Below are 26,175 nucleotides of genomic sequence, written 5' to 3' on the forward strand. Positions count from 1 at the left end.
CCAACTTATTTGGCTTCATCAGAGCTCCTCATCAAAATCAACTAAATTTAGAGGATAATGACCGCTACGGAAAAACATTCCGCTTTCCGCCCTAGCGGTGGCTACCCTTAAAACTTAATTTGTCTACCATAAATTTTGGTGAAGAGCTCTGAAAATATATTATTTTTATTTGGTGGCTGTGAATAGTAACCGAAAGTTGAGCCATTAAAAAAGAAATCCAAACGGTGGTGTTTGGATTTCTTTTTCTAAATGAACTTATTATCTATTTTTCAATCTTAGAAAATGCTGTATGCACTGCTTCTATTGTTTTTTCAATATCTTCATCGGAGTGTGCCGTAGATAAGAATAATCCCTCAAATTGAGATGGCGGCAGGAAGATGCCTTCTTCAATCATGGCACGATAATATTGCGCAAAGTAATCCAAATTAGAAGACTGCGCGGTTTCAAAATCAACGACTTCCTGATCTGTGAAGAAGACGCCGACCATGGAACCGGCACGATTGATATGAAGCGGAATATTATATTTATCGGCTGCCTCGCGGAATCCTTCAGTAAGCCGGTCTACCTTCTTATTAATCTCTTCATAAGAAGCTTCTGTTAATGCAGCTAAAGATTCATATCCTGCTGTCATTGCTAACGGGTTGCCGGATAATGTACCAGCTTGATAAATCGGTCCAGTTGGTGCAATTTGTTCGATAATTTCACGTTTTCCGCCATAAGCGCCAACAGGAAGACCGCCGCCGATAACTTTGCCCAGACAAGTTAAATCAGGTATTACATCAAAATGTCCCTGCGCACTGTAATAGCCCACGCGGAATCCGGACATGACTTCATCAAAAATAAGTAAAGAGCCATGCTGTTCTGTAATATCGCGCACATTTTGTAAGAAACCTTCTTTTGGAGGTACCACGCCCATATTTCCGCATACAGGCTCCATAATCACTGCCGCAATTTGATCGCCAAACTGTTCAAAAGCAAGCTTCAGACTTTCTGTATCGTTATAAGGAACGGTAATGGTATTTTTTGCGATATTCGCCGGAACTCCTGGACTGTCTGGAAGTCCGAGTGTTGCGACACCAGAACCGGCTTTAATCAACAGAGAGTCACCATGGCCATGGTAGCTTCCTTCGAATTTAACAATTAAATCTCTTTTGGTATAGCCTCTTGCCAGACGAATCGCGCTCATCGTAGCTTCTGTTCCGGAATTGACCATTCTTACCATTTCAATAGAGGGCACACGGTCGATAACCATTTTTGCCAGCTGGTTTTCCGTCAGGGATCCAGTCCCCAAACTTGTCCCTTTTTCTACAACTTCTTTTAAGCGTTCTGTAACACGTTCATCTGCATGTCCTAAAATTAACGGACCCCAGCTTAATACATAATCAATGTAGGTATTGCCGTCAACATCGGTGATTTTAGAACCTTTTCCTTTGTCCATAAAAATCGGATCCAAGCCTACTGATTTAAATGCGCGGACAGGGGAGTTCACTCCGCCTGGCATTAAATCAACAGCTTCCTTATAAGCATCTACTGAATTTGTATTTACCATGCAAATCCTCCTTTAATTCTCTTCCTGCAACCATTTTGCCACATCTTTTGCAAAATAGGTAATAATTAAGTCTGCTCCTGCACGCTTCATGGATAACAATGTTTCCGTCACCAGTTGTTTCTCATCAATCCAGCCGTTTAAAGCCGCTGCTTTAATCATAGAATACTCTCCGCTTACATTGTAAGCAACAACTGGAACATCGAAGTTATTTCTTACTTCCCGCATTACATCCATAAAAGAAAGACTCGGTTTGACAATTAAGAAATCAGCGCCTTCTTTGATATCAGACTTCGCTTCACGAATAGCCTCCAGACGGTTGGCCGGATTCATCTGATACGTTTTCCGATCGCCGAATTGCGGAGTGCTGTCAGCTGCATCACGGAACGGACCGTAATAAGCAGATGCATATTTTACCGCATAGGACATAATCGGAATATGATGGAAACCAGCCTCATCCAAAGCATGACGAATAACTGTTACAAAACCGTCCATCATATTGGAAGGAGCAATAATATCCGCGCCTGCTTTTGCTTGAGAAACAGCTGTTTTTGCTAGCAGCTCCAGCGAAGCATCATTAGCTACGTCTCCATTTTCAATGACGCCGCAATGTCCATGAGACGTGTATTCACATAAGCAGGTATCTGCAACAACGAGCATTCCCGGATAAGCGTTTTTCACGATGTTTGTTGCTTCCTGAATAATACCATGATCATGGAAAGCCTCGGAGCCAATTTCATCTTTTTCTGCAACAACTCCGAATAAAATCAGGGAACGGATTCCCAGTTGATAAGCTTCTTTCACTTCTTCTAATAAATGATCAAAAGAAACCTGGTAAACACCAGGCATAGAAGGCACTTCATTGCGAATATCTTCTCCTTCAATCACAAATATCGGATAAATAAAATCCGTTGCCCGTAAATGGGTTTCCTGGACGAGTGCACGCATGGAAGCGGAAGAACGCAAACGTCTATGTCTGTCAAAAGTAAATTCACTCATCATTCATCTTCCTTTCATTTGCTAACTTGCCAATTAAACACAGCATTGCATCGGCTGTATACGGAGAGGAAGTATGCAAATTAGGTATGCCTTCCTCTTCCGCTTTCTCTTCTGTTGTCTGACCAATGCAAATATACGTTGCTTTTTCGGGAATGTATGCTGCTAATGCAGCAAATGCTTCAACAGTCGATGGACTTGTAAAAGTAACGTAATCCACGGACGAAAGTACCCGATTAAGCGCCTGTTTTGATTCTCTTGCATACATTGTCTCATATACTTCCAGTGTTTCAAAAGGAATCTGTGCTTCATATAATTTTTCTGGAAGTGTTTTTCGAGATAAATTTCCGCGAATAAGCAGCACAGGCTTATCCTTTTTCTTATAATGTGACATAAATACTTCAGCCATCGCCAGGGCATCAAATGTTTCCGGAACAAAGGAAGCGTTGTAACCATATGTTTTCAAAACGTCCTCTGTTCTTTTTCCGACAACGCCGATTTTTACTGTTTGCGGGAGTACAATATTTTGCTGTCGGAGCAGCTGAAAAAAACCGTGCACGCCATTTGCACTTGTAAGAAGCACCCAGCTGAAATCAGCAAGACGATGGAGTATCGTGTGATTCGCAGGATTTTGATTATATTTTATTTCAATCATCGGGACAACGACCGGATTTCCACCCAGTTTCGTGACTTTTTCTGCCATTCCATCAGCTTTGGTCACTTCTCTCGTTATTAAAATGCGCTCCCCATGAAGCGGCTTCCCCATGATTACTCCATCTCCTCTTTCACACGATCCACAATTTCTTTCGCACCTTGTTTTATTAATAGCTCTGCAGCTTCCTGCCCTACTTGTTCCGGATCGTTTCCTCGTACTTCTTCTTTTAAGATGGTTTTTCCGTCAGGCGTACCGACTAAAGCAACCAATATAACTTCTTCCCCGTCTAAATAAGCGTAGCCGCCAATCGGAACTTGACAGCCTCCTTCTAATAAATGCAGGAAAGTACGCTCTGCTAATACAGTTTTTGCCGTATAATCATCGTGAATCTTTTGAATGATTTCCGTTAATTCCATGTCATCTGCACGGCTTTCAATGGCCAATGCTCCTTGGCCTACTGCCGGTACACAAATTTCTGGATCCAAGTATTCGGTAATCAGTTCCTCACTCAAACCGACACGTTTTAAGCCGGAGACAGCTAAAATAATCGCATCATAATCTTCTTCATTCAATTTACGGATACGTGTTTCTATATTGCCCCGAATCCATTTAATCTCCAAATCCGGTCTAGCTGCCATAATTTGTGCTTTACGGCGTAAACTGCTTGTTCCTACAATTGCTCCAGCTTTCAAATCTTCTAATTTCATATGATTTGTAGCAATATACGCATCGCGGTGGTCTTCTCTGTCTGGTATGGAGGAAATCTCCAGCCCTTCCGGAATAGCAGAAGGCATATCCTTCATGCTGTGTACAGCAAAATCAATTTCTTGATCAAATATTGCTTTTTCAATTTCTTTCACAAAAAGCCCTTTTCCGCCCACTTTTGATAATGTTACATCCAGAATCTGATCGCCTTTTGTAACAATTTGTTTAATCTCAAATTCATTTTGGATACCAGCTTTTTTTAACTGGTCAATAACCCATTTCGTTTGTGTCATTGCTAAATTACTTTTTCTGGAACCAACAATTATTTTTCGCATGATGTCTTTTCCTCCTCAAGTTTACCAAGTTTCTTCAACAATAAAAAGCAACCAGAAAGTAACTCCATGAACCTTCTGGTTGGATATAAATGGTGTGCCGCTGAATTACGCTGATTAAGCAGTAGGTACTCGTTCAACGACTTTAAAAGAGGGAGATTCCTCTTGAGTAAATCCGGTTAATGCTTCATTCTTTTGCATTTGCTTCTCAAATTCTTCTCTTACCTCATCTTCAATTCCAAAAATATCAATAAATAATTGCAATGCTTCATCTGGCTGTTCTGTCCCTGCCAATTCTTTGGCTTGCGTAATCGGCTCTTTCAGTAACTGATTAATAATACTTTTCGTATGCTTATTCAGCACTTTTTTCTCACGATCTGTTAAGCTTGGAATTTTCCGTTCAATACTATCCATCGTTTCAGATTGAATAGATAATGCTTTTTGTCGGAGAGCAGATATAACCGGGATAACACCAAGGGTTTTCATCCATTCTTTAAATTGCACAATTTCTTCTTCAAGAGATATTTCTATTTGCTCCGCTGCAGCTTTTCTGGACTCTAAATTATCATCGACAATATGCTGCAGATGATCAATATCATATAAAGCAACCTGGTTGACTGCTGAAATATCCGGGTCAATATCCCGAGGAACAGCTATATCTACTAAGAATAATGCTTTATCCCGGCGTTTTTCTTGTACTTTTTCAATATCTTCTCTGGATAAAACAATGGATGCTGAACCGGTGGAACTGATTAAAATATCTGCTTTTTCCAATACGGATGGCAGTTCATCCATTCCTGCTACCTTTGCGTCAAATTTAGCAGCCATCATCTCCGCTTTTTCTTGCGTACGGTTAATGACTGTAATTTCTCCTGCTCCGGCGCCCTGAATATTTTTGGCTGCCAATTCACCCATTTTGCCGGCACCTAAAATAGCAATATGCTTATTGCTCAAATCACCGAATTCCGCTTTTGCTAATTCTACCGCGGCATAACTGATGGATACCGCATGTTCACCGATTCCGGTTTCTTTATGCATTCGTTTCCCGAACGTAATTGCTTGTTTAAACAGTTCATTAAAAACAGTGCCTGTTGTATTTGCCTGCTGCGCTTGTAAAAAGGCTTGTTTCAGCTGACCTAGAATTTGCGTTTCTCCAAGCACCATTGAATCAAGTCCGGTGGTCACCCGAAATAAATGTTCTATGGCACCATCATCTTCTGTTATTTGCAGATATGTTGAAAAAGTTTCTTTTTCTTCTTTAAACCAGTCTGCTAAAAATTGTTTAATATAGTATCTGCCAGTATGAAGCTGATCGGCTACGGCGTACACTTCCGTCCGATTGCATGTTGAAACAATTACATCTTCAAGAATACTCTTTTGATTCTTCAATGCAATCATCGCTTCTGACAATTTATTCTCATCAAATGTGAATTTCTCCCTAATTTCTACAGGGGTTGTTTTGTAATTAAAACCAACCTTTAAAATATGCACAGTACTACCCCCACTACAATAAAATGATTATACTTATTATTATTAACTAATAATTATTATAACATGTCATAAAATGCTTTACGTGCTAAAATGTGAACATAATCTGAAACAATTAGCACGTAATATAAGAATATGTATCGTTAGATGATTCATTCCGTTTTAAATACAATTGCCTGCACCGCAAGTACTCATTCCGACTGTAATGTAACATAACTGAAACTTTATAGCAAGGAACACGCTTTCTTATACAGCTTCCTGCAGTTAAGACTTTATTTATTACACAACAGTTTGATACATTAGATAATGTGGATATGGGAGGAGGGGCTTTTTGTGAAAAGAAAGCATTCATTGCTTGCTTATTTATGTATTGGAATCGGGATTTTCCTTTTATTCCGGGAATTGCGTATTCCATTCTTTGTAGACCTTTATTCATGGCAATCATTTCTGATTGTCATCGGAATTGGCATTATTATTCACAGTTATACAACAAAAACATATCAGAATTTGTTTATAGGTACATTGCTTTTCGGAATCGGAATTCACCTGCATGGCATCAACAACTATTCCTTTTGGGTAGATGATTGGTCTGTCTACCTCATTATTATTGGACTGGCCTTTATCATTCGATATACCAAAACGAAAAAAGGTTTTTTCTCAGGCGCTGTTTTTATTCTTGCAGGTTTACTTTTTTTATTTTCGGAACAGCTTTCCATCTATACCAGCTGGCTGGAACCGATTGTATCATTTTTAGAACGTTTTTGGCCTGCTTTGCTCATACTGTTAGGTTTTATTATGCTCAAACGCAAATAAAGGATACGCGCAGAAGTTGTTGCTTCTGCACGTATCCTTTATTTTTTGTTTAGATGAAAGATTTTATGGCTGACCAGACCGCGTCTTTCCCGTCTCCAGTCTCTGCAGAAAACGGAATAAAAATGTCGTCGGGATCCATGTCCAGAACTTTTTTCGAGCGTTTGATATGCTTATCCTGTTTTGTTTTTGGAATTTTATCCTTCTTTGTTCCGATAACGATTACCGGAAGCTCAAAGAATTTCAAATAATCATACATTTGGACATCATCATCTGTCGGCTCATGACGTAAATCCGTAATTAAAATAACTGCCCGGAGCGGTTCTCTGTTTTTAAAATACTCTTCCATCATACCGCCCCATTTTGCTCGTTCCTGCTTGGATACCTGCGCATAACCGTATCCGGGAACATCCACAAAATAAAGGGATTCATTAATCAGATAGAAATTTAACGTTTGTGTTTTTCCTGGCTTGGAAGACGTTCTTGCCAAGTTTTTACGATTAATCAGTTTATTAATTAAGGAAGACTTACCGACATTAGAACGGCCCGCAAGTGCAAATTCCGGATATTGCTCCTCTGGATATTGCTTCTCACTAACAGCACTGATAACAATTTCTGCTTGATTAATTTTCATGTTGTTCGTCCTCCTTTACCAATGCAATTTCTAATACTTCATCCAACGATTTTACAGGAATAAAATCAAGGTTATTGCGAATGCTTTCAGGTATATCTTCTATATCTTTTTTGTTTTCCTCAGGTAAGATAATTGTTGTAAGTCCGGCTCTATGAGCACTTAATGATTTCTCTTTCAGTCCGCCAATCGGCAGAACGCGCCCCCGGAGTGTAATCTCCCCGGTCATGCCTACTTCTTTTTTAATTGCACGACCTGTTAATGAAGAGACAAGTGCTGTTGCGATGGTAATTCCTGCTGAAGGTCCATCCTTTGGCGTCGCCCCTGCAGGAACATGAATATGAATATCATATTTTTCATAAAAGTCAGGCTCAATATGCAACTGATCAGCACGGGAACGGACATAACTAAAAGCTGCTTGTGCCGATTCCTGCATCACGCCACCAAGTTTACCGGTAAGTTTTAAGTTTCCTTTGCCGGGATAATGCGTCACTTCAATAGATAAGATATCACCGCCTGCCGTTGTATAAGCAAGACCTGTTGCCGCTCCAATCTGATTTTCTTCTTCAATCATTCCATAGCGGAACGCCGGCTTCCCTAAATATACTTCTACGATCCGGTCCGTAATAATAATACGGTCTTTTTCTTCTGTCACAAGTTCCTTAGCTGCTTTTCGGCAAAGGGTAGCAATTTGTCTTTCCAACCCCCGTACACCGGCTTCCCTTGTATAAGTCCGAATTAACTTCATAATCGCGGCTTCTCGAATTTGAACCTTACTCTTAGTCAGTCCATTTTCTTTAAGTTGTTTCGGCAAGAGATGGCGTTTGGCAATATGCAATTTTTCAACTTCTGTATAACCTGGAATGGATATTAACTCCATCCGGTCCAACAACGGTTCCGGAATGCTATTAACATTATTTGCTGTAGCAATGAATAAAACATTCGATAAATCATAGGTTTCTTCAATATAATGATCACTGAAGGTATGGTTTTGCTCCGGATCTAAAACTTCCAGCATAGCAGAAGATGGATCCCCCCTAAAGTCATTGGTCATCTTCTCAATCTCATCTAGCAAAAAGACTGGATTAACCGTTTCTGCTCGACGCATCCCCTGCATAATTCTTCCCGGCATCGCGCCAATATATGTTCGTCGATGACCGCGGATTTCTGCTTCATCCCGGACACCTCCCAGAGAAATTCGGACAAAATTTCGGTCAATTGCTCTGGCTATCGATTTAGCAAGAGAAGTTTTTCCGACACCAGGCGGGCCGACTAAACACAAAATAGGACCTTTAATGGTATTGGTTAATTTTTGAACAGCTAAATATTCCAGAATCCGTTCTTTCACCTTTTCCAAACCATAGTGATCTGCATTCAATACTTTTTCTGCTTTTTTCATTTGAATATTATCTTCCGTTTTGGTTTGCCACGGAAGCGCAATAAGCCATTCCAGATAATTTCGGATTACCGAGCTTTCTGCCGATGACTGCGGCACTTTTTCGTAACGCCCCAGTTCTTTCATCGCAACATTTGTGATTCTTTCAGGCATATCGGATTGTTCAATTTTTGTGCGGAGCTGTTCTAACTCGCCTGTCCTGCCGTCCCGATCTCCCAATTCTTTCTGAATCACTTTCAATTGTTCTCTTAAATAATATTCTTTTTGTGTTTTTTCCATAGAGGTTTTAATCTTTTGACCGATTTTCTTCTCCAGAGATAATATTTTTTGCTCGTCTGTGATAACATCTAAGAGTTTATGTATTCTTTCCGTCACATCGAAACATTCCAGTATCTCCTGTTTGTCCTCTAAATTCAAAGAAAGATGGGATGTAATCATATCTGCTAATCGACCCGGGTGGTCAATATCTCCAACAGTTTTAAATGTTTCTTCTGTTAATTTCCGGGAAACTTTTATGTATTGCTGAAATTGTTCAAGTAGTGTACGCATTAATGCTTCTGTTTCATACGTATCTCCGACAATATCTTCTTTTTCTTCCACTTCAACAATAAAGTGAGCATCTTCTTCTAAATAACGAACTATCTCAGCCCGATAAAAACCTTCCACCAGTACTCTTCGGGTTTCATTCGGTAACTCTGTAATTTCCTTAATCTTTGCAACTGTACCAATGCTGTAAATATCAGAAGAAGAAGGTTCATCAGACTTCATTTTCTTTTGTGAAGCTAAAAATATGTATTGATCCGCTTGCATAGCTTTTTCCAAAGAAGCAATTGACTTATCCCTTCCGACATCAAGGTGTAATACCATCGATGGAAATATGACTAACCCTCGCACAGGCAACAGCGGCATTTCAAAATAGTTTGCTGCCATACATTCACCCCTTATTTTGTTTTATTCTATTCTCTGTAAGTCTCTTTCTCAGTGTAAAAAATTTTTATCAAAAAGTAAACACTGTATATCTTCTTTTCGTTTGAACAAATAGACAGATAACAAAGACAAGCAAGATTTAATAAAGCGGAAAAATGCAGATTCCAACCAGAACCTGCATTTTACCACCTACCCTTTTATTTTTACGTTTCTTTTAAGCACTTTCTTTTGGAAACTTTTCATTTCCTTCTTGAATCGTGCCATCCCGGAAAATAAGTTTAGGACTGCCATTCTCCTGGATTACTGTATCTTTGGTAATGATGCATTTTTCTACATCTTCCCTAGAAGGAAGGTCGAACATTACGTCTACAATAATTCCTTCAATGATAGAACGTAATCCCCTGGCACCTGTTTTTCGTTCAATTGCTTTTTTAGCAATTTCATTAAGTGCCTCTTTTTCAAAATCCAGCTCGACATTGTCGATTTCAAATAGCTTTTGATATTGCTTGACCAATGCATTTTTTGGCTTGGTAAGAATGTCGATAAGCGCCTCTTCATCCAATGGTGTAAGGCTGCCAATTACCGGAACACGTCCGATAAATTCAGGAATAAGACCATAGCGAAGTAAATCTTCTGGAAGAACTTTCGTTAACAGTTCTGCAGTAGTCATTTCTTCCTGTTCATCGTTGGCTCCGAAACCAATCACTTTCTTACCGATACGGCGTTTTACCACTTGATCGATTCCGTCAAATGCTCCGCCGACGATAAAGAGGATATTGGTTGTATCGATTTGAATAAATTCTTGATGCGGATGTTTTCTTCCGCCTTGAGGAGGAACGCTTGCTACCGTGCCTTCAAGAATTTTCAAAAGAGCCTGCTGTACACCTTCACCGGAAACGTCTCTTGTGATAGACGGGTTTTCTGATTTTCTGGCCACTTTATCAATTTCATCAATATAGATAATGCCTTTTTCAGCTTTCTCCACATCATAATCTGCAGATTGAATCAATTTCAGAAGAATATTTTCAACATCTTCCCCTACATAACCTGCTTCTGTTAACGATGTCGCATCCGCCATTGCAAATGGTACATTAATAATTCTTGCCAATGTTTGAGCTAAAAGCGTTTTACCACTGCCCGTAGGCCCAATCATCGCAATATTACTTTTCGATATTTCGACATCTCCGTTATTCATACCGGAGTTCACACGTTTGTAGTGATTATACACTGCTACAGAGAGGTTCTTTTTCGCTTTATCCTGTCCAATAACATAATCATCCAGGGTATCACAGATTTCTTGCGGCTTTGGAATTTCGTTCATTTCCATGCCTTCCTCTGTGCCAAGCTCCTCTTCTACAATTTCTGTACATAATTCAATACATTCATCACATATATAAACGCCTGGACCAGCTACCAGCTTACGTACCTGTTCTTGACTTTTGCCACAAAAAGAACATTTTAGCTGTCCTTTTTCTTCATTAAATTTAAACATTACTTTTCGCCGCCTTCCTAAACAATCTCTGAGACTTTCTCAACACTTTTGTTACATATATTAATGTCTGAGCCTGCCGCTAACTTTTGAATCTTTTCTTGTTCCTGTCGCAAAAAAGCATTGGAAACAATCATTCAGACATTCATCCTTGAAATAACTCCACCCGCTTTCTCATGAGTGATGACAGGTCAGCAGTCAGCTTTATAACTCATCATATCAGATACATATGGAAACACAAAACAATATACTTTATACAGTCTTACAGATCAGTTATATAATAAGTCTGTCATTCCAGTATGCATTATTTCTTTTAAATGTCAACTATTTGCCATTATGTCTATACAGCGTGTTTTGAATATCTTTTTCAAGTTCAAAAAGCGAATACCTTGATGGATTCCTGTATAAAGAACAAGAGAGAAATTCTCTTTCTTGTTTCGTCAAAAAAAACTGTTTTTCGACATTACCCTTACTAACAGGAAAGACAAGGCACGTCGTTTAGCGCACCTTGTCTTTTTATCCTCTTTTTTTCATTTATTCCTTGATGATGATTTATTTTGTTTTGCTGTGTTCTTCTAAGAAATCAATCGCAGCACGTGTTTTTAAGTCTTTTTCCAACATTTCTGTGGAACCGCCGAGCATTTGTACAAGCTGATCTTTTTCAATACCGTACGTAGAACTCATTTTTTCAAGTTCAGCATCAATGTCTTCTTGACTAGCTTCCAGATTTTCCGCTTCAACAATTGCTTCTAAAGCAAGGTTTGTTTTCACGCGCTTTTCAGCGTCCTCACGCATTTGTTCTTTCAATGCATTCTCATCTTGTCCGGAGAACTGGCTATACATTTCCATAGTCATTCCTTGCATTTGAAGCTGTTGTTCAAACTCACGATACATTTGATCCACTTCTGAATCTACCATTGCTTCTGGAACTTCTACTTCCACGTCTTCTGTTACTTGTTGAACCAACGCTTCACGTTTTTCGTTTTCAGCTTGTTGTTGTTTATTTGCTTCAAGCTCTTCACGTTTTTTCGTTTTTAATTCATCAAGTGTTTCTACATCTTCATCTGCATCTTTCGCAAATTCATCATCCAGTTCAGGAAGTTCTTTCGATTTTACTTCATGAATTTTTACTTCAAATACAGCTTCTTGACCGGCTAAGTCCTCTGCATGGTACTCTTCAGGGAAAGTAATTTTAACTTCTGTTTCATCGCCGGCTTTTTTACCGATTAGCTGCTCTTCAAATCCAGGAATAAATTGTCCGGAACCAATTTCTAATGAATGATTTTCATCTTTGCCGCCTTCGAATGGCACGCCATCTTTGAATCCTTCAAAATCAATAACAGCTGTATCGCCGTTTTCAATTGCTTCATCTTCTTTAACCACTAATTCCGCATGGCGTTCACGAAGATTTTCGATTTCTTGTTCTACTTCTTCATCTGTTACTTCTACAGATTGTTCTTCAACTTCCAGTCCTTTATATTCACCAAGTTTCGCTTCTGGTTTCACCTCTACTTCAGCAGTGAAAACAAGCGGCTGTCCTTTTTCAATCTGTTCAATATCAACAGACGGTTGCGCAATCGGGAAAATGTTTGCTTCATCAACGGCTGCAGAATAAGCGCCCGGAAGTACGATATCTACTGCGTCTTGATAAAGAGATTCTACCCCAAAGCGTTTTTCGAAAATACTGCGAGGTATTTTTCCTTTACGGAATCCAGGAATTTGGACGTCCTTTGATACTTTTTTAAATGCCTGGTCTAACGCTTGATCAAATTCTTCAGCAGAAACTTCAAACGTTAATACTCCTTTGTTATCTTCTTGTTTTTCCCATTTTGTTGTCATTATTATTCCCTCCAAAATCAAATCTATCATTTACATTTCATTATTCATTTGATTAATTCATTTTTTCCCTAATTTACAACCACCTCATTATAACACATATCTTTCGTGTTTCAAGCATTTAGCTATTCATCAATAATACTTAAATAAAGAGAGTTACAAATTTTTATAGATTCCACCCAGGATGCGGCCTCACTATGCAAATCCTCTTGCTGTACACCCATTTGCAAATAGGTTTGTCCAAGCGTATGAACTGCCTCTGTAAAAGCATGTACATCCTTTTTGTCAGGTGTGAACGGATAGGACACATAAAAATAACGGTAGACAAGTTGTCCAATCAGATTGTATAAAGTAGGATTGTCTTTTACTTTTTCTTCCAATTCCTCCATTATCATTATGTAACTTTTTTCATTCGATATCTTGGTCAGTTTAGATGGCTGCATAATCATATTCGTCTCAAACTTATGTATATGGACTGATCTATCTACACCGGCATCTCTGAGCCACTTTAATACTGCTGTTTTAATAACAGGATGAATGCCGGGGTTTTCAAGCAGTTTGAAATTTTCCGCTTCCGGTTCCGCATGTAATCGCCTGAGATGATCAACCAAGTTCCATTGTTTCATATAATCGTCCTGCTGTACAGCATCCTTCAGTTCCTTCTGAAAACTTCTGGCATTATCTTCATCAATTCCAATTTTCATATTTCCGCTCATTTCATACAGTTGTTCAAAAGGTTCCTGCAGCATATCTGGAATCATATTATGTTCAAACTCAATTTCTAACAGATCCATCAAATGCTGGTACTGACTTGTTTGAAACAGAATGGTTAAATAGATATGGAAGTAATGATAGTAATGAGCATCTTTTCTGGCTAGTAAATGTTCACTGAGCTGTTCGGCTTCTTTATATTTTCCTAATTCCATTAAGCACATTATTTTACCGATATATATTTCATGGCTTCCTTCATGATAGTCAATAAGGCAATTCAGTTTTTCCAGCGCCTCTTTATACCTTTTTTCCTGCAGCGCATGTAAACCTTCTTCTTCCAGTTGCTTTTTCGTATTAGGAAATAAGATTACTTTTGTGCTATCTTTCATTTGCTCACCTCCCTTCTAGATTACTAAAAATGTTTATCAAATCTGTTATACCCATATCCTGCATTCTTTAAACTTTATATTATGAAAGAATCTTTTAACTGTCAGAACACCCTATCTGCTTATTTTGTAATTGTAATGGCTCAACTTACGCGCTTTAAAAGTAATTTCCTTATCATAGGAACAGGGGTTGGTTGTTTCTCCATAACAGCTGTCGTTATAGATGAGAAGGTGAAATGTAAGGCTACCGCTGCGGCGGACCATTGTACGTCGGAAAGTGGAGGGCTTGGCCGGAGCGGTCGCTATACAGCCTATCCTATTCAAAAAATAGACGGATGATTGAACGAAAAGTAAGTATGATAATTAGGGAATCCGTTCGTATAGTTGTATTTAGTACAAAAAGAAAAGCCCTACAACGCATAGCGCTGTACGACTTCTTAATGATGTCCCAGGCAGGATTCGAACCTGCGACCCATAGCTTAGAAGGCTATTGCTCTATCCTGCTGAGCTACTGGGACTTGAATGGAGCGGGTGAAGGGAATCGAACCCTCGTCATCAGCTTGGAAGGCTGAGGTTTTACCATTAAACTACACCCGCAATGACTGTATGCTTACGCCTTATCTTATGTACACCGTTTTTAACGGACAAATAATATTATATGTGCGAGAGAAGTATTTGTCAACAGATTTTTAAATTTTATTTTCCAATTTTAATTATCTATGGTTAAAACTGGAGAATAGCAGTTTCAATTCTCTTTTTTAGAATATACTTCTTTTCTATTTTTAGGCTCTTCACCAAAATCTATGGTTAATAAATGCTGCATTTTTGATAGTAGCACCATAGATTTTGGTGGGGAGCCTGCTTTTATAATGAAGTTTGATATGTCATATCTTCTATTTTTCCATCTTCTAAAGTATAAAAGTCAACCTGGATATCACTTTCTTTTTCCCAGCTCAATATCGCATACGTTTTCTCAACACGGTTACGAGGCATGCGGATACTGCCCGGATTAATAAATAATTGATTCCCTATCTTTTCAGCGCCGGCAATATGCGTATGTCCAAAACATACCACATTTGCTCCATGTTCTTCAGCTGCATAAGATAAATTGGTTAAACTTCTTTTCACTTGATGGTGATGTCCATGTGTTACAAAAAATCGAAGGCCATTTAAATTGATGATTTCCTGTTCCGGATAGAGCGAGTCAAAATCACAATTTCCGGCTACTTTATAAAAAGCACTCAGTTGCCCGGCATCGAAGTCCAGCTCAGAATCACCACAGTGGATGTATAAATCTGCAGTATGCTTTTCCGTAATTTCTTCCAATTCTTTCGTTAAACCATGACTGTCACTCGCAATCAATACGCTTGTCATTATACTCCTCCTCTCCATTCTTTACACTGGCGCCTGTCCGCAGAAACCTGTGGAATGCAGTTCAATTTTACAGCAAGTCTATTTTACTTTCTAATTGATTTATTGCCATTTTCCGGTGGCTTATTTGATTCTTCTCATCTGGATCAAGTTCTGCCATTGTTTGTTCATATCCTTCTGGTACAAATACAGGATCATAACCAAAACCATTTTCCCCGCTTTGTGTTAACTGAATATGTCCTTCACAATAACCTGTCACAAACATGGTTTCTTCACCAGGGCGGGCAATGGCCAAAACACAAATAAAACGGGCGGTGCGTTCATTTTCAGGAACTTCTTTCATTTCCTCCAAAATCTTATCTATATTAGCCTGGTCATCTGTAGGTTCCCCGGCATACCTTGCCGAATAGATACCAGGTCTCCCTTCCAAGCTGTCGATAATAAGGCCGGAATCATCTGCGAGCGCCGGTTGTTGAAAATGATTGGCAATCTGTTCTGCTTTGATAGCTGCATTTTCTACAAAACTTTCCCCGGTTTCTTCAATATCTGGAATTTCTTCTTCCAAATCCAGTAAAGAAACAGCCTCAATATCATAAGGATCAAAAAATGCTCTGAATTCTTTCGCTTTCCCTTTATTTTTGGTTGCAATGATAATTTTTTTCACTGTTTATCCTCCAATAAAATCCGTTTTAATTCACTAAATCAGTAATCGAGCCCAGCATTTCTTTCTGCTTATCAATCAATGCTTGAATACCTTGTTCACCCAATTGTAACATTGCTTGCAATTGCTTTGCACTAAAGGTGGCTTCCTCTCCTGTTCCCTGCAATTCAACAAATTCGCCTTTCCCTGTCATAACAATATTCATATCAACGTCAGCCGTACTATCTTCCATATAATTTAAATCAAGTACTTCTTGACCATCCGGTAATACGCCGACAGAAATGGCTGCTAAGAAATCGGATACCGGCAGTTCTTTAATCACTTTATTTTCGACAAGTTGATGGAGTGCGGTTACCATAGCTATGTACGCACCTGTGATGGATGCTGTTCTTGTTCCGCCATCTGCTTGAATAACATCACAATCAATCCAAATTGTCCGTTCTCCAATTTTTGAAAGGTCAACGACAGAACGTAATGCACGGCCGATCAATCGTTGAATCTCCATGGTTCTTCCGCTTACTTTTCCTTTGGAAGATTCCCGGATATTACGCTGCTCTGTAGCACGGGGAAGCATCGCATATTCCGCTGTAATCCAGCCCTTTCCCTGACCTCTCATAAACGGCGGCACTCTATCTTCAATACTTGCGTTGCAAATAACCTTCGTCTGCCCCATTTCCATTAGCACCGACCCTTCCGGATGGGTGATATAACCGGTCGTAATGGCGATTGTCCGTAACTCATTTGCTGTTCTATTATCATGTCTTTCCATCTGTTTTCCTCCTTATTTCACATTACATAGCTTATCATATTTTCTAAAAAAGAAACATGAGAATGCTGTAGAAAGAAGGACAAGCAAATATCCCGTCTAAATAAAAAAGCACCCGAAGAGCAGTGAAATCACTCTCCGGATACCTTGGTATAGATGGTTACAGTTCTTCACTTGGAGTAAATAATTGCGCAGATACCGGCGCAGAATAAGGCTCTCCATTTTCATTAAAGACTTCATCCACATTTTCAACCTGTACATTCACCGCATCAATCTCCGGACGCTCTGTTAAAGTCCTTACAACAGTCTCCATGACTTCATCGGAAATAATATGCTGCTCTGCATCCATCAGAATCCCTTCGTTAAATGTCAGATTCGCTACACCTTCTTCTATAACCGGATCTTCTGTTAAAGCAGCCTCCGGACTAAATACATTGACTACTTGATTTTGATAACCAGGACCATTAATCAGCTCATTAATAACGCCCGTTATATCCTTTTCATCTTCCATCTCTACATACTGTGTAACAGGAACATAATAACGATTATTTTCCTGTTCCGCCGGATAATACATGGTTACCGGGCTGCTGTTAAAATAGTCCAATGTATCATTGTTTGTAAGGTTAATTCCATTCGCCCGCGTATATCCATTATTGATTGGTGTCCCATTCACAGGCATTTCTTTTAAATCGACACCATCTACCCGAAGTTTGACTTTATGAACATTGTCAAATTGGGTTAACGTATGCGTAACAGCTTCTAAAATAGGAAGCTCTGAGGATGCTTCATACTCTGAAAAGTCTCCGGATAAATCTACGACAATCGTGCCGTCCTCTTGCAAGTCAATCCCCAGGACTTCTGTATCTTCCGAAAGTACAGCCTGGAATCCATTTGGCAGCATCGGTGTTACCGGTCCGCCTTTCACCATATATTCAACCACCTGCTGCGCTACTTGATTTTCTTCTGGAACAGGAAGATCTATCATTTGTGAAGCAACCATGCCATTTGAATCAATTAAATAGAGCTCTCTGGAAACGGTATCCTCTTCAGGAGCAGCTGCAGCATCTTCTTCGTCCGTCGCCTCTTCATCCGCTGCTTCTTCCCCATTCACTGCTTCTGCATTTTGCGGAGGGTCCACCTCTTTTGATGACTGTTCTCCTTTAAAGCAACCTGCTAACAAGACTAATATTCCAAACGCCACAATTAATCGGATGATTATTTTACCCATGCAACTACCTCCCAAGATGGTTTGTACTATTCATCATACGAGCTTGCCCGCAGAAATAGACCATAAATTAGATAGTTTTGCAAAACAAAAATGGAACAAAAGAGATATCCATCACATTTCTATCAGCGGCAGAGTAACTTTTTCTTTGTAACTCATCGAAAAAATGTCCATGGAATCTGTCACGCAAACAGAAGACTGTTATATAATTGAATCATCGGGCGTCCAGAATGATCGTAAAAACGCCTGAGTTGTAAATATATTTCACTACAGCTCAGGCGTTTTTTTACGGTTTATTGATAGATACATTTGCTGTCATTGTACGCTTTACAGATCAGCATGTTTAATCGTAAGCACCTCAAATTGACTATCTTTAAAAATTCTTTGTGTAATATCAATAAAAATCTCCAAATCTCCCGTTGCATAAAATTGATGCAGCGGCGACTGGTCATCATCATCCGCAATTTGATGAATATCTAACGTCGTGCTTGTCTCTCTCGCAGTTTCTTCACTGGAAGAAATAACTTTTATATCCTCGCCAACAACCTCTTGGATGGTATCTTTTAACAAGGGATAATGTGTACAGCCCAGAATTAATGTATCCATTTTATCATGCTTTGAAATAGGCACTAATGACTTTTCTACCACCCTTCTGGCTTCCGGTCCCTCCAGCAGACCTTTTTCCACCATAGGCGCAAATGCCGGACAAGCTAAAGAAAGTACTTCAATTTCCGACTTAATTTGACGAAGTGCATCGTTGTAAGCTTCACTGCGTATAGTTCCTTCTGTCCCAATAATGCCGATGTAATCATTTTCCGTCGACTTAATTGCAGCTCTTGCACCGGGTTTGATTACACCGATAACAGGAATATCCAATTTTTCATGCAAATCGTTTATTGCAAATGCAGTTGCTGTATTGCACGCTATTACAAGCATTTTTATGTTTTTTTTCAGCAAAAAATGAACCATTTCCCAAGTGAATTGTTTGACTTCTTCTTCCGTCCTTGGTCCATATGGACATCTTTCTGTATCTCCTAAGTAAATAAGTGGTTCTTTTGGCAGTTGCCTCATTAATTCATGAACAACTGTCAAACCGCCTACACCGGAGTCAATGACACCAATCGGCTTTTTCAACGTTCTCTCTCCCTTTTATTTCTTTACTTTTCATTTACCTGCTTCATTTCATCATGCAAAAAGCTTAATAATTCATTTAACGTGTCTTTTTGCTCATCTGAAAACGGGGATAAAACATCCTGTAAATATTCCTGCCGTTTTTGAATAACTTCTTCGATAATATGCTTCCCTTTTTCCAGCAGATGGATTCGCACCACACGACGGTCATTTGTATCACGGACACGTTCTACCAATTCATTTTTCTCCAGCCGATCCACCAAGTCTGTCGTCGTGCTGAACGCATGGCTGATTCGGTTGGATAACTCACCAACTGTCAGATCTCCTTCCTCCAAAAGCCATTGCAATGCAATAAACTGCGGAGACGTTATTGGATAATGATGTAATATTTTTCGTCCATTTTGTTTAATCATACCGGAAATATATCGTAATTGTTTTTCCATTTTATGAACTGCTTCGATTTCTTGATTTTTTTCCAATCCAGTACCCCCTAAATGTAAAATCCACTTCTGATTATTTTAACACTAAACGTTTAGCATTTGTTGTGAAATAATTTCAACGGGATATAGCCGTCTGTAAAACTTCCCGTTTCAAGAATAGAAAGCTTGCATTTAAACAGGAGCGAGGCGGCCAGTAACGACCCATTCCGCTTCATTTCGGCCGGCAATATGTCAACCACATTGTCGCGATCGTTCCCTTTATCCATCTCTTAAGCAGCGGGCATAACCCCTGCCTAACTCATTTTTCACTTTATATACTTGTAATACATAGTAACCTAAAAATACCTTCTTGAAAACTTTTTTAAAGCAAAGCTGGCAAAATCCCTTCAAAAATATACGCACTCTTTTCTTTCACCCTTCATAAGCTATATCGACTAAATAATTTCCCTTCACGATGCAGTTCTATAAAGCAAGGAGGGGGTAACATTTGAAGGATAATGGGTATAAACCGAAGCAGCTGCTGACCAAACGCGAGAAAGAAGTGTTTGAACTATTAGTACAAGATAAAACAACAAAAGAAATTGCCCAAGAGCTATTCATCTCAGAAAAAACTGTGAGGAACCATATTTCAAACGCGATGCAAAAACTGGGGGTAAAAGGCCGTTCACAGGCTGTAGTTGAATTGCTTCGCATGGGCGAATTAAAACTATAATCACAAAGATAAGAGAAAACGATAAATCAAGATGCTATTCGAGATCAAAATACATTTATATTCTTATTTTATTTGATTATTATTTTGATCTCCTGCCAATATATGCATTGGAAGGTAAGGTTACCGGGAACGGTTCTTGCCATTTCATTGTATGCTTTATCGTCATTCCTCACAGGTATCATCTACAATATATGAAGGTGCTCTGTAAGTCTGAGTTTCGGGAAAAGGAGCTCAGGCTTTTTTGTTTTCATACTGTTAAGGATGAAATTAGGAAAAAGGAAAAATATCTCTTCTTAAGAAATGGCAGTTGTTACTGATTGCACTTATCACAGCTGCTGCAATTTTAAGCAGCTGCGGAGAGGAAGATGAGGCAGCAGAAGAATCGGAGCAAGAAGAAATAAGGGATGAAGAAGCAGAAGAAGTCGAGGAAGAACCTGTTAAAACGGATGAGTCGGAAGAAGCAGAAGAAGAACCTGTCGAATTAGAAGAGGAAGAAGAAGCGGAAAAAGAACCTGCCGAATCAGAAGAAAAAGACGAAGAAGATATAGTTGAAGCAGAAGAACTTGATGGATTGGAAGAAGAATCTGCTGAAGAACAAGAAGTTGAAGAGGTTGAGGAAGATGTTACTGAAACAGAAACACTTGATGAAGCAGAAGAAGATGCTGAAATAGAAACGTTTGATGAAATGGAAGAACTCAGTGAAGAGGAAGAAGATATCATCGAAGTGGAAGAAGCGGAAGAAACACTGTCACAACAAAATGCTGTAAGTACAGCCAGAGATTACATAAATTATTCTTCTTTTTCCGAAACCGGTCTGATTGAGCAATTGGAATTTGAAGGATTTACTCATGAAGAAGCTGCCAATGCAGTGAATCAACTGGATGTTGATTGGCAAGAACAAGCTGTCTTAACAGCCGAAGATTATTTAGCTTATTCCAGTTTTTCCGAAAGCGGTTTGATTGAACAACTCGTATTTGAAGGTTTCAGCAATGAACACGCTTCTCAAGCGGTAAGTCAACTGCACGTTGATTGGCAGGAACAAGCTGTTTTAACAGCAGAAGACTATTTAGCTTATTCCAGCTTTTCGAAAAGTGGTTTGATTGAACAACTTGTATTTGAAGGTTTCAGTAATGAACATGCAACGTATGCTGCGGAACAAGCAGGCTTATAAATAAACTATACCGATATAATAAAACATTTTATTCAACAGGAGCAGTTGCTCGCACGCGGAAATATTACAGGCGGCTCCCCATGATAAAAGTCATCCTGCATAAAGGATGACTTTTTCTTTCTATTTTACCTGGGGAGTGTAATTTATAGACTTATAAAATGTAATCACATGGCAAATGGGAATAACACGCGCTTCTAAGTTTTTAACACACTACGTCTCTATTAATTTCTTTTTTAAAGCTTCGGACAGTTTTTGCGGTTCTTTCTTTTCTGTATCAATATACACTAGCCTGCCCCGGGCTGTCAGTATGACTTCCTCTTCTCTAACCACTTTATAATGGATATCAAAAGAAGTATTGCCAACAGATGCTGTTTTCACATAAACCCGTATATGATCACCAAAATATAGTTCCTTCAGGTAATTACATTGTAAATCAGCAACAATGATTCCATCTTTTTGACGCATATCCTTTGACAAAAAGCCTATTTTATTTAAATAAGCAATACGAGCTTCTTCAAAGTAAATAAATGGGGACACATTATTCACATGACCATACATATCTGTTTCGGAAAATCGCACTGATACGGGAATATAGAAAGTAAATTCTTTTTCCCACGTTGAAAAATCCTCAATGTAAGGAATACGACTCATACGCCCTTTTCCTCCCTCTATCTCATTTTATTGCAGAAATCAACTAATATAAAACGCTTACATTATTCATTTGAGAAAAACCCTCACCTGGATCTGGTCAGGGTTTTTCTCTTTCTCTATTAAAGAGCTGCGTCGCTTCCAAAGAAGTTTTTAAAAGCTTGAATATTGGTAGCACGGTTCATCGCTGCAATAGATGTTGTCAAAGGAATTCCTTTTGGACAAACTTCCACACAGTTTTGAGAGTTTCCGCAACCCTCAATGCCGCCCTCTTCCATTAGACCATTCAAACGATCACTTGCATTCATTTCTCCAGTTGGATGAGCGTTAAATAAACGCGCTTGGGAAATAGCAGCAGGACCAATAAAGTTTGAATTGTCATTCACATTTGGACAAGCTTCCAAGCAAACGCCGCATGTCATACATTTTGATAATTCATATGCCCATTGACGTTTATTTTCTGGCATGCGTGGTCCAGGACCTAAATCATGTGTTCCATCAATCGGAATCCAAGCTTTCACCTGTTTTAATGCGTCAAACATGCTCTCCCGATCTACGATAAGGTCACGGACAACCGGGAAGGTTGCCATTGGTTCAAGTCGAATCGGCTGCTCCAGCTGGTCAACCAGCGCTGCACAAGATTGTCTTGCAGTACCATTAATTACCATCGAACATGCACCGCACACTTCTTCTAAGCAGTTCATATCCCACATAACTGGCGAAGTTTGTTCCCCATTCTTATTTACTGGGTTTTGCCGGATTTCCATTAAGGCAGAAATAACATTCATATTCTGTCTATATGGTATCTCAAACGTTTCCTCATAAGGAGCAGTATCCGGGCCGTCTTGTCTTGTTATAATAAAAGTAACTTTACTTTGTTCAGCCATTTTGTTTACTCCTTTCTAGTGTTTAGTTGTATAATCCCGTTTACGAGGAGGAATCAGAGAAACATCCACATCTTCATAACTAAATACCGGTTTATCGTTTTGCGCGTCATATTCCGCGATGGTAGTCTTTAACCAGTCTTCATCATTACGATCCGGAAATTCCGGTTTGTAGTGGGCTCCCCGGCTTTCATTTCGATTGTACGCGCCATTCGTAATAACACGGGCTAATTGAAGCATATGCTTTAATTGACGTGTAAACATAACGCCTTGGTTATGCCAGCGGGAAGTATCATTGATATTGATATTTTCCCAGCGTTCCATCAATTCGACAATTTTCGCATCCGTTTTCAATAATTTATCATTATCACGAACAACGGTTACATAGTCCGTCATCCAATCACCAAGTTCTTTATGAATTTGGTATGCATTCTCGGTACCTTGTAAATTCATCAGTTTATCAAAATCTTTTTGTTCTGCTTCTTCACGAGATTGATAGAGTTCATCCGGAAGTTCTTCCACATGCACGTCCAAGCTGTCAATATATTCAATTGCACTTGGTCCAGCCACAGTACCTCCGTAAATTGCTGATAATAAAGAATTTGCACCGAGACGATTTCCGCCGTGTTGTGAATAGTCACACTCACCGGCAGCAAAGATTCCGGGAATACTTGTCATCTGCTTTTGGTCAACCCATAGACCGCCCATAGAATAATGAACTGCAGGGAAAATTTTCATTGGCACTTTACGCGGATCTTCCCCGACAAACTTCTCGTAAATTTCAATAATTCCGCCTAGTTTTACATCTAGTTCTTTCGGGTCTTTATGAGATAAATCAAGATAAACCATGTTTTCTCCATTAATGCCAAGTTTTTGATTGACACACACATCAAAAATTTCCCGTGTTGCAATATCACGAGGGACAAGGTTACCATATGCCGGATATTTTTCTTCAAGGAAATACCACGGTTCGCCGTCTTTATACGTCCAGATACGGCCGCCTTCTCCACGAGCTGATTCACTCATTAACCGGAGCTTATCATCACCAGGGATAGCAGTCGGATGAATTTGGATAAATTCCCCGTTTGCATATTTTGCTCCCTGCAAGTAAAGTTTACTTGCCGCTGAACCTGTGTTAATCATAGAGTTGGTTGATTTACCAAAAATGATGCCAGGTCCTCCTGTAGCAAAAATGGTTGCATCGGAACGAAATGCCTTAATTTCATGCGTTTTTACATCTTGCGCCACAATTCCTTTTCCTACACCGTTCTCATCGATAACAACTTCAAGGAATTCCCAGCCTTCATATTTCGTAACAAGTCCTTCCACTTCATAGCGGCGAACCTGCTCATCTAATGCATACAATAACTGCTGTCCTGTTGTTGCCCCTGCATATGCTGTACGGTGCATCTGCGTACCGCCAAAACGCCGGAAATCCAATAGTCCTTCCGGTGTGCGGTTAAACATAACACCCATACGATCAAACATATGTATAATACCTGGTGCAGCATCACACATTGCTTTTACTTGCGGTTGATTAGCGAGAAAATCTCCGCCATAAACTGTATCGTCAAAATGCAGATCCGGAGAGTCTCCTTCTCCTTTTGTATTTACAGCTCCATTAATACCGCCTTGTGCACATACAGAGTGAGAACGTTTTACAGGTACGATGGAAAATAGATCTACATTTACTCCTGCCTCAGCAGCTTTGATTGTAGCCATCAAACCGGCTAAACCGCCGCCGACTACAGCAACTTTTTTACTCATTCGTTAACTCACTCCTTCTTTCATTTCATTACTATTTAAACACCATATGCGAATGTCAGTAATGATCTTACCCCTAGATAGCTGACTGCTAGAAAAACAATCAGGCACACATACGTTGAGATACGCTGTGATTTTGGTGTTTGTGTAATTCCCCATGTAACCAGGAAACTCCATAAACCATTTGCAAAATGGAATACAGCCGAAATGACACCAAGTAAATAAAATATAAACATTGGTGTGCTCGTCAAAATACCTTCCATCAGACTATAGTTTACATCGACATTCCCTAAACCAACCTGAACGCGTGTTTCCCACACATGCCATGCGATGAAAATAACAAGAAAAATACCGGTGAAGCGCTGGAATGCGAACATCCAATTACGGAAAAATCCGTAGCGGCGTGTACTGTATTTTGATGTGAGTACAATATAAATACCTAGAACCGCATGGAATAAGATTGGTAGATAGATTACTAATGTCTCTATCAGCAATACAAATGGTAATTCATGCATAAAGCCAGCCGCTGTGTTAAATGTTTCTTCTCCATACACAGCAAGGTGGTTGATAAATAAATGTTGTACTAAGAAAATACCAATCGGTACTACTCCCAGTAACGAGTGTAATCTTCTAATGAAGAAATCGCGTTGATCTGCCATGTTTACCCCCCTTTTGAAACGTAATCCCATAATATGTATACTACAAAAATAAAGCCTTTACAAAAACGAGTAAATATTTATTTTCATAGTACAGCCAATAACATCTATTATTGTACTTCTTACAACCTAAAGCGTCAAGAATTCCCAACTACCTTATTTAAGAAAGAAGAAAAGTTTCTCTTCAAAAATATCTTATCAGCAGGAAATGGTGATATAATTCTATCAGACACATGCATTTTTCTAATAAACTCAACTTTCACACCTTAGGACAAGTTAACCTAACTGTTCCAGAATAAACACGAACTCTATTATCATGCTTGCTTTTCGTTTAATCATTCTTTTATTTTTGAACAAGATATGGTGTTTAGCTTCCACTCCGGCCAAGCCCTCCGCTTTCCGACATACAACGGTTTTTGATGGGGCGAGTAAGCACAGCCCCAACTCCAGGACGTTGCGTTCTTAGTCTCCATGGGCACGGCTTCAGCAACAGATGTATGGAAAGGAAGCTACTTTTTAAAGTACGAAAGTTGAATAACAGATGTTACTATTCACAGCCAACTTATTTGGCTTCATCAGAGCTCCTCATCAAAATCAACTAAATTTAGAGGGTAATGACCGCTACGGAAAAACATTCCGCTTTCCGACGTACAACGGTTTTTGATGGGGCGAGTAACCGCAGTCCCAGGACGTACTAGTGCAGACGTTGCAACAGGACGTGACCGGTCTTAGCCGACTAGGAGTCTCCATGTTTTTCCTTCGCTCATATAGCGTTCTACAGCGAATGCAATACAAAATAATCTGATAAAGTGATTAATGAATCATTTTACGCCGGATA

General features: G+C 39.3%; 23 protein-coding genes and 2 tRNA genes. 3 read left to right on the forward strand and 22 right to left on the reverse strand.

All coding sequences use genetic code 11. The features are described 5' to 3' along the window. Positions 1–262: 262 nt before the first annotated feature. The 5 genes from hemL to hemA all read right to left on the reverse strand — a co-directional run bounded on the left by hemL (position 263) and on the right by hemA (position 5,725). Positions 263–1,549: a glutamate-1-semialdehyde 2,1-aminomutase gene (gene hemL / locus ACFQ19_RS05105; protein WP_379591042.1), complete on the reverse strand. Its 1,287-nt coding sequence runs from the start codon at positions 1,547–1,549 to the stop codon at positions 263–265. Positions 1,550–1,561: 12 nt separating this feature from the next. Beyond that, a complete protein-coding gene (hemB, locus tag ACFQ19_RS05110) occupies positions 1,562–2,545 on the reverse strand; it encodes a porphobilinogen synthase (RefSeq protein ID WP_379591044.1) in 984 nt (327 codons plus the stop codon). Beyond that, positions 2,538–3,308 carry a uroporphyrinogen-III synthase gene (locus tag ACFQ19_RS05115; RefSeq protein WP_379591046.1) on the reverse strand — a complete coding sequence of 257 codons (771 nt, stop codon included), beginning with the start codon at positions 3,306–3,308 and terminating at the stop codon, positions 2,538–2,540. The genes hemB and ACFQ19_RS05115 overlap by 8 nt, the downstream gene beginning before the upstream one ends. 2 nt (positions 3,309–3,310) lie before the next feature. Then, positions 3,311–4,237, reverse strand: a complete 927-nt coding sequence (hemC, locus tag ACFQ19_RS05120; protein WP_379591048.1) for a hydroxymethylbilane synthase — start codon at positions 4,235–4,237, stop codon at positions 3,311–3,313. Positions 4,238–4,351: 114 nt separating this feature from the next. Then, positions 4,352–5,725, reverse strand: coding sequence for a glutamyl-tRNA reductase (hemA, locus tag ACFQ19_RS05125; RefSeq protein ID WP_379591050.1), 1,374 nt, complete (start codon positions 5,723–5,725; stop codon positions 4,352–4,354). Between the two features lie 330 nt (positions 5,726–6,055). Here hemA and ACFQ19_RS05130 point away from each other — a divergent pair, with 330 nt between their 5' ends. After that, positions 6,056–6,535 (forward strand): LiaI-LiaF-like domain-containing protein, encoded by a 480-nt coding sequence (locus ACFQ19_RS05130; protein ID WP_379591052.1) that lies wholly within the window; start codon positions 6,056–6,058, stop codon positions 6,533–6,535. Positions 6,536–6,584: 49 nt separating this feature from the next. On the opposite strand, the gene yihA is transcribed toward ACFQ19_RS05130, so the two are convergent. The 13 genes from yihA to ACFQ19_RS05195 form a co-directional block, all read right to left on the reverse strand. Beyond that, complete coding sequence (yihA, locus tag ACFQ19_RS05135) at positions 6,585–7,166, reverse strand: ribosome biogenesis GTP-binding protein YihA/YsxC (protein WP_379591054.1); 582 nt, start codon at positions 7,164–7,166, stop codon at positions 6,585–6,587. Then, the gene (lon, locus tag ACFQ19_RS05140; RefSeq protein WP_379591056.1) at positions 7,156–9,489 is read right to left on the reverse strand and encodes an endopeptidase La; all 2,334 of its coding nucleotides are present in this window, start codon (positions 9,487–9,489) and stop codon (positions 7,156–7,158) included. Before lon ends, yihA begins: the two co-directional genes overlap by 11 nt. Before the next feature lie 211 nt (positions 9,490–9,700). Then, positions 9,701–10,978 (reverse strand): ATP-dependent protease ATP-binding subunit ClpX, encoded by a 1,278-nt coding sequence (gene clpX / locus ACFQ19_RS05145; protein WP_379591058.1) that lies wholly within the window; start codon positions 10,976–10,978, stop codon positions 9,701–9,703. Between the two features lie 549 nt (positions 10,979–11,527). Then, positions 11,528–12,814: a trigger factor gene (tig, locus tag ACFQ19_RS05150; RefSeq protein WP_379591059.1), complete on the reverse strand. Its 1,287-nt coding sequence runs from the start codon at positions 12,812–12,814 to the stop codon at positions 11,528–11,530. Positions 12,815–12,936: 122 nt separating this feature from the next. After that, positions 12,937–13,911: a tetratricopeptide repeat protein gene (locus ACFQ19_RS05155; protein WP_379591060.1), complete on the reverse strand. Its 975-nt coding sequence runs from the start codon at positions 13,909–13,911 to the stop codon at positions 12,937–12,939. A 441-nt stretch (positions 13,912–14,352) separates the two neighbouring features. Next, positions 14,353–14,426 (reverse strand) — tRNA-Arg (locus tag ACFQ19_RS05160). A gap of 5 nt (positions 14,427–14,431) precedes the next feature. After that, positions 14,432–14,505: transfer RNA gene (locus tag ACFQ19_RS05165), tRNA-Gly, on the reverse strand. A 267-nt stretch (positions 14,506–14,772) separates the two neighbouring features. Continuing rightward, positions 14,773–15,282, reverse strand: coding sequence for a metallophosphoesterase (locus tag ACFQ19_RS05170; RefSeq protein ID WP_379591061.1), 510 nt, complete (start codon positions 15,280–15,282; stop codon positions 14,773–14,775). Between the two features lie 67 nt (positions 15,283–15,349). Continuing rightward, a complete protein-coding gene (locus tag ACFQ19_RS05175) occupies positions 15,350–15,943 on the reverse strand; it encodes an XTP/dITP diphosphatase (RefSeq protein WP_379591062.1) in 594 nt (197 codons plus the stop codon). 25 nt (positions 15,944–15,968) lie between these two features. Then, a complete protein-coding gene (gene rph / locus ACFQ19_RS05180) occupies positions 15,969–16,709 on the reverse strand; it encodes a ribonuclease PH (protein ID WP_379591063.1) in 741 nt (246 codons plus the stop codon). 157 nt (positions 16,710–16,866) lie between these two features. Beyond that, positions 16,867–17,934, reverse strand: coding sequence for a GerMN domain-containing protein (locus tag ACFQ19_RS05185; RefSeq protein WP_379591064.1), 1,068 nt, complete (start codon positions 17,932–17,934; stop codon positions 16,867–16,869). Positions 17,935–18,258: 324 nt separating this feature from the next. Beyond that, a complete protein-coding gene (racE, locus tag ACFQ19_RS05190) occupies positions 18,259–19,065 on the reverse strand; it encodes a glutamate racemase (RefSeq protein WP_379591065.1) in 807 nt (268 codons plus the stop codon). A 23-nt stretch (positions 19,066–19,088) separates the two neighbouring features. Next, the gene (locus ACFQ19_RS05195; RefSeq protein ID WP_379591074.1) at positions 19,089–19,505 is read right to left on the reverse strand and encodes a MarR family winged helix-turn-helix transcriptional regulator; all 417 of its coding nucleotides are present in this window, start codon (positions 19,503–19,505) and stop codon (positions 19,089–19,091) included. A 484-nt stretch (positions 19,506–19,989) separates the two neighbouring features. Here ACFQ19_RS05195 and ACFQ19_RS05200 point away from each other — a divergent pair, with 484 nt between their 5' ends. Both ACFQ19_RS05200 and ACFQ19_RS05205 read left to right on the forward strand, forming a co-directional pair. Next, positions 19,990–20,214, forward strand: a complete 225-nt coding sequence (locus ACFQ19_RS05200; RefSeq protein ID WP_040981732.1) for a helix-turn-helix domain-containing protein — start codon at positions 19,990–19,992, stop codon at positions 20,212–20,214. Positions 20,215–20,521: 307 nt separating this feature from the next. After that, complete coding sequence (locus ACFQ19_RS05205; protein ID WP_379591066.1) at positions 20,522–21,385, forward strand: Ltp family lipoprotein; 864 nt, start codon at positions 20,522–20,524, stop codon at positions 21,383–21,385. A gap of 210 nt (positions 21,386–21,595) precedes the next feature. Here ACFQ19_RS05205 and ACFQ19_RS05210 read toward each other — a convergent pair whose 3' ends face one another. From ACFQ19_RS05210 to ACFQ19_RS05225, 4 genes are all read right to left on the reverse strand, one after another. Then, the gene (locus ACFQ19_RS05210; protein WP_379591067.1) at positions 21,596–22,036 is read right to left on the reverse strand and encodes an acyl-CoA thioesterase; all 441 of its coding nucleotides are present in this window, start codon (positions 22,034–22,036) and stop codon (positions 21,596–21,598) included. A gap of 119 nt (positions 22,037–22,155) precedes the next feature. Then, positions 22,156–22,920 (reverse strand): succinate dehydrogenase iron-sulfur subunit, encoded by a 765-nt coding sequence (gene sdhB / locus ACFQ19_RS05215; RefSeq protein ID WP_379591068.1) that lies wholly within the window; start codon positions 22,918–22,920, stop codon positions 22,156–22,158. A gap of 15 nt (positions 22,921–22,935) precedes the next feature. Then, a complete protein-coding gene (gene sdhA / locus ACFQ19_RS05220) occupies positions 22,936–24,684 on the reverse strand; it encodes a succinate dehydrogenase flavoprotein subunit (protein WP_379591069.1) in 1,749 nt (582 codons plus the stop codon). A 35-nt stretch (positions 24,685–24,719) separates the two neighbouring features. Further along, the gene (locus ACFQ19_RS05225) at positions 24,720–25,340 is read right to left on the reverse strand and encodes a succinate dehydrogenase cytochrome b558 subunit (RefSeq protein ID WP_379591070.1); all 621 of its coding nucleotides are present in this window, start codon (positions 25,338–25,340) and stop codon (positions 24,720–24,722) included. Between the last annotated feature and the right edge of the window lie 835 nt (positions 25,341–26,175).

The sequence above is a fragment of the Oceanobacillus locisalsi genome (genome assembly GCF_042675985.1).
In the GTDB taxonomy this organism is placed as follows: Bacteria; Bacillota; Bacilli; order Bacillales; family Amphibacillaceae; genus Oceanobacillus; species Oceanobacillus locisalsi.

Coding starts and splice junctions, on each gene's coding strand:
- hemL (WP_379591042.1), bottom strand. CDS start 1,549: ATGGTAAATACAAATTCAGTAGATGCTTATAAGGAAGCTGTTGATTTA.
- hemB (WP_379591044.1), bottom strand. CDS start 2,545: ATGAGTGAATTTACTTTTGACAGACATAGACGTTTGCGTTCTTCCGCT.
- ACFQ19_RS05115 (WP_379591046.1), bottom strand. CDS start 3,308: ATGGGGAAGCCGCTTCATGGGGAGCGCATTTTAATAACGAGAGAAGTG.
- hemC (WP_379591048.1), bottom strand. CDS start 4,237: ATGCGAAAAATAATTGTTGGTTCCAGAAAAAGTAATTTAGCAATGACA.
- yihA (WP_379591054.1), bottom strand. CDS start 7,166: ATGAAAATTAATCAAGCAGAAATTGTTATCAGTGCTGTTAGTGAGAAG.
- lon (WP_379591056.1), bottom strand. CDS start 9,489: ATGGCAGCAAACTATTTTGAAATGCCGCTGTTGCCTGTGCGAGGGTTA.
- clpX (WP_379591058.1), bottom strand. CDS start 10,978: ATGTTTAAATTTAATGAAGAAAAAGGACAGCTAAAATGTTCTTTTTGT.
- tig (WP_379591059.1), bottom strand. CDS start 12,814: ATGACAACAAAATGGGAAAAACAAGAAGATAACAAAGGAGTATTAACG.
- ACFQ19_RS05155 (WP_379591060.1), bottom strand. CDS start 13,911: ATGAAAGATAGCACAAAAGTAATCTTATTTCCTAATACGAAAAAGCAA.
- ACFQ19_RS05170 (WP_379591061.1), bottom strand. CDS start 15,282: ATGACAAGCGTATTGATTGCGAGTGACAGTCATGGTTTAACGAAAGAA.
- rph (WP_379591063.1), bottom strand. CDS start 16,709: ATGGAAAGACATGATAATAGAACAGCAAATGAGTTACGGACAATCGCC.
- ACFQ19_RS05185 (WP_379591064.1), bottom strand. CDS start 17,934: ATGGGTAAAATAATCATCCGATTAATTGTGGCGTTTGGAATATTAGTC.
- ACFQ19_RS05195 (WP_379591074.1), bottom strand. CDS start 19,505: ATGGAAAAACAATTACGATATATTTCCGGTATGATTAAACAAAATGGA.
- ACFQ19_RS05210 (WP_379591067.1), bottom strand. CDS start 22,036: ATGAGTCGTATTCCTTACATTGAGGATTTTTCAACGTGGGAAAAAGAA.
- sdhB (WP_379591068.1), bottom strand. CDS start 22,920: ATGGCTGAACAAAGTAAAGTTACTTTTATTATAACAAGACAAGACGGC.
- sdhA (WP_379591069.1), bottom strand. CDS start 24,684: ATGAGTAAAAAAGTTGCTGTAGTCGGCGGCGGTTTAGCCGGTTTGATG.
- ACFQ19_RS05225 (WP_379591070.1), bottom strand. CDS start 25,340: ATGGCAGATCAACGCGATTTCTTCATTAGAAGATTACACTCGTTACTG.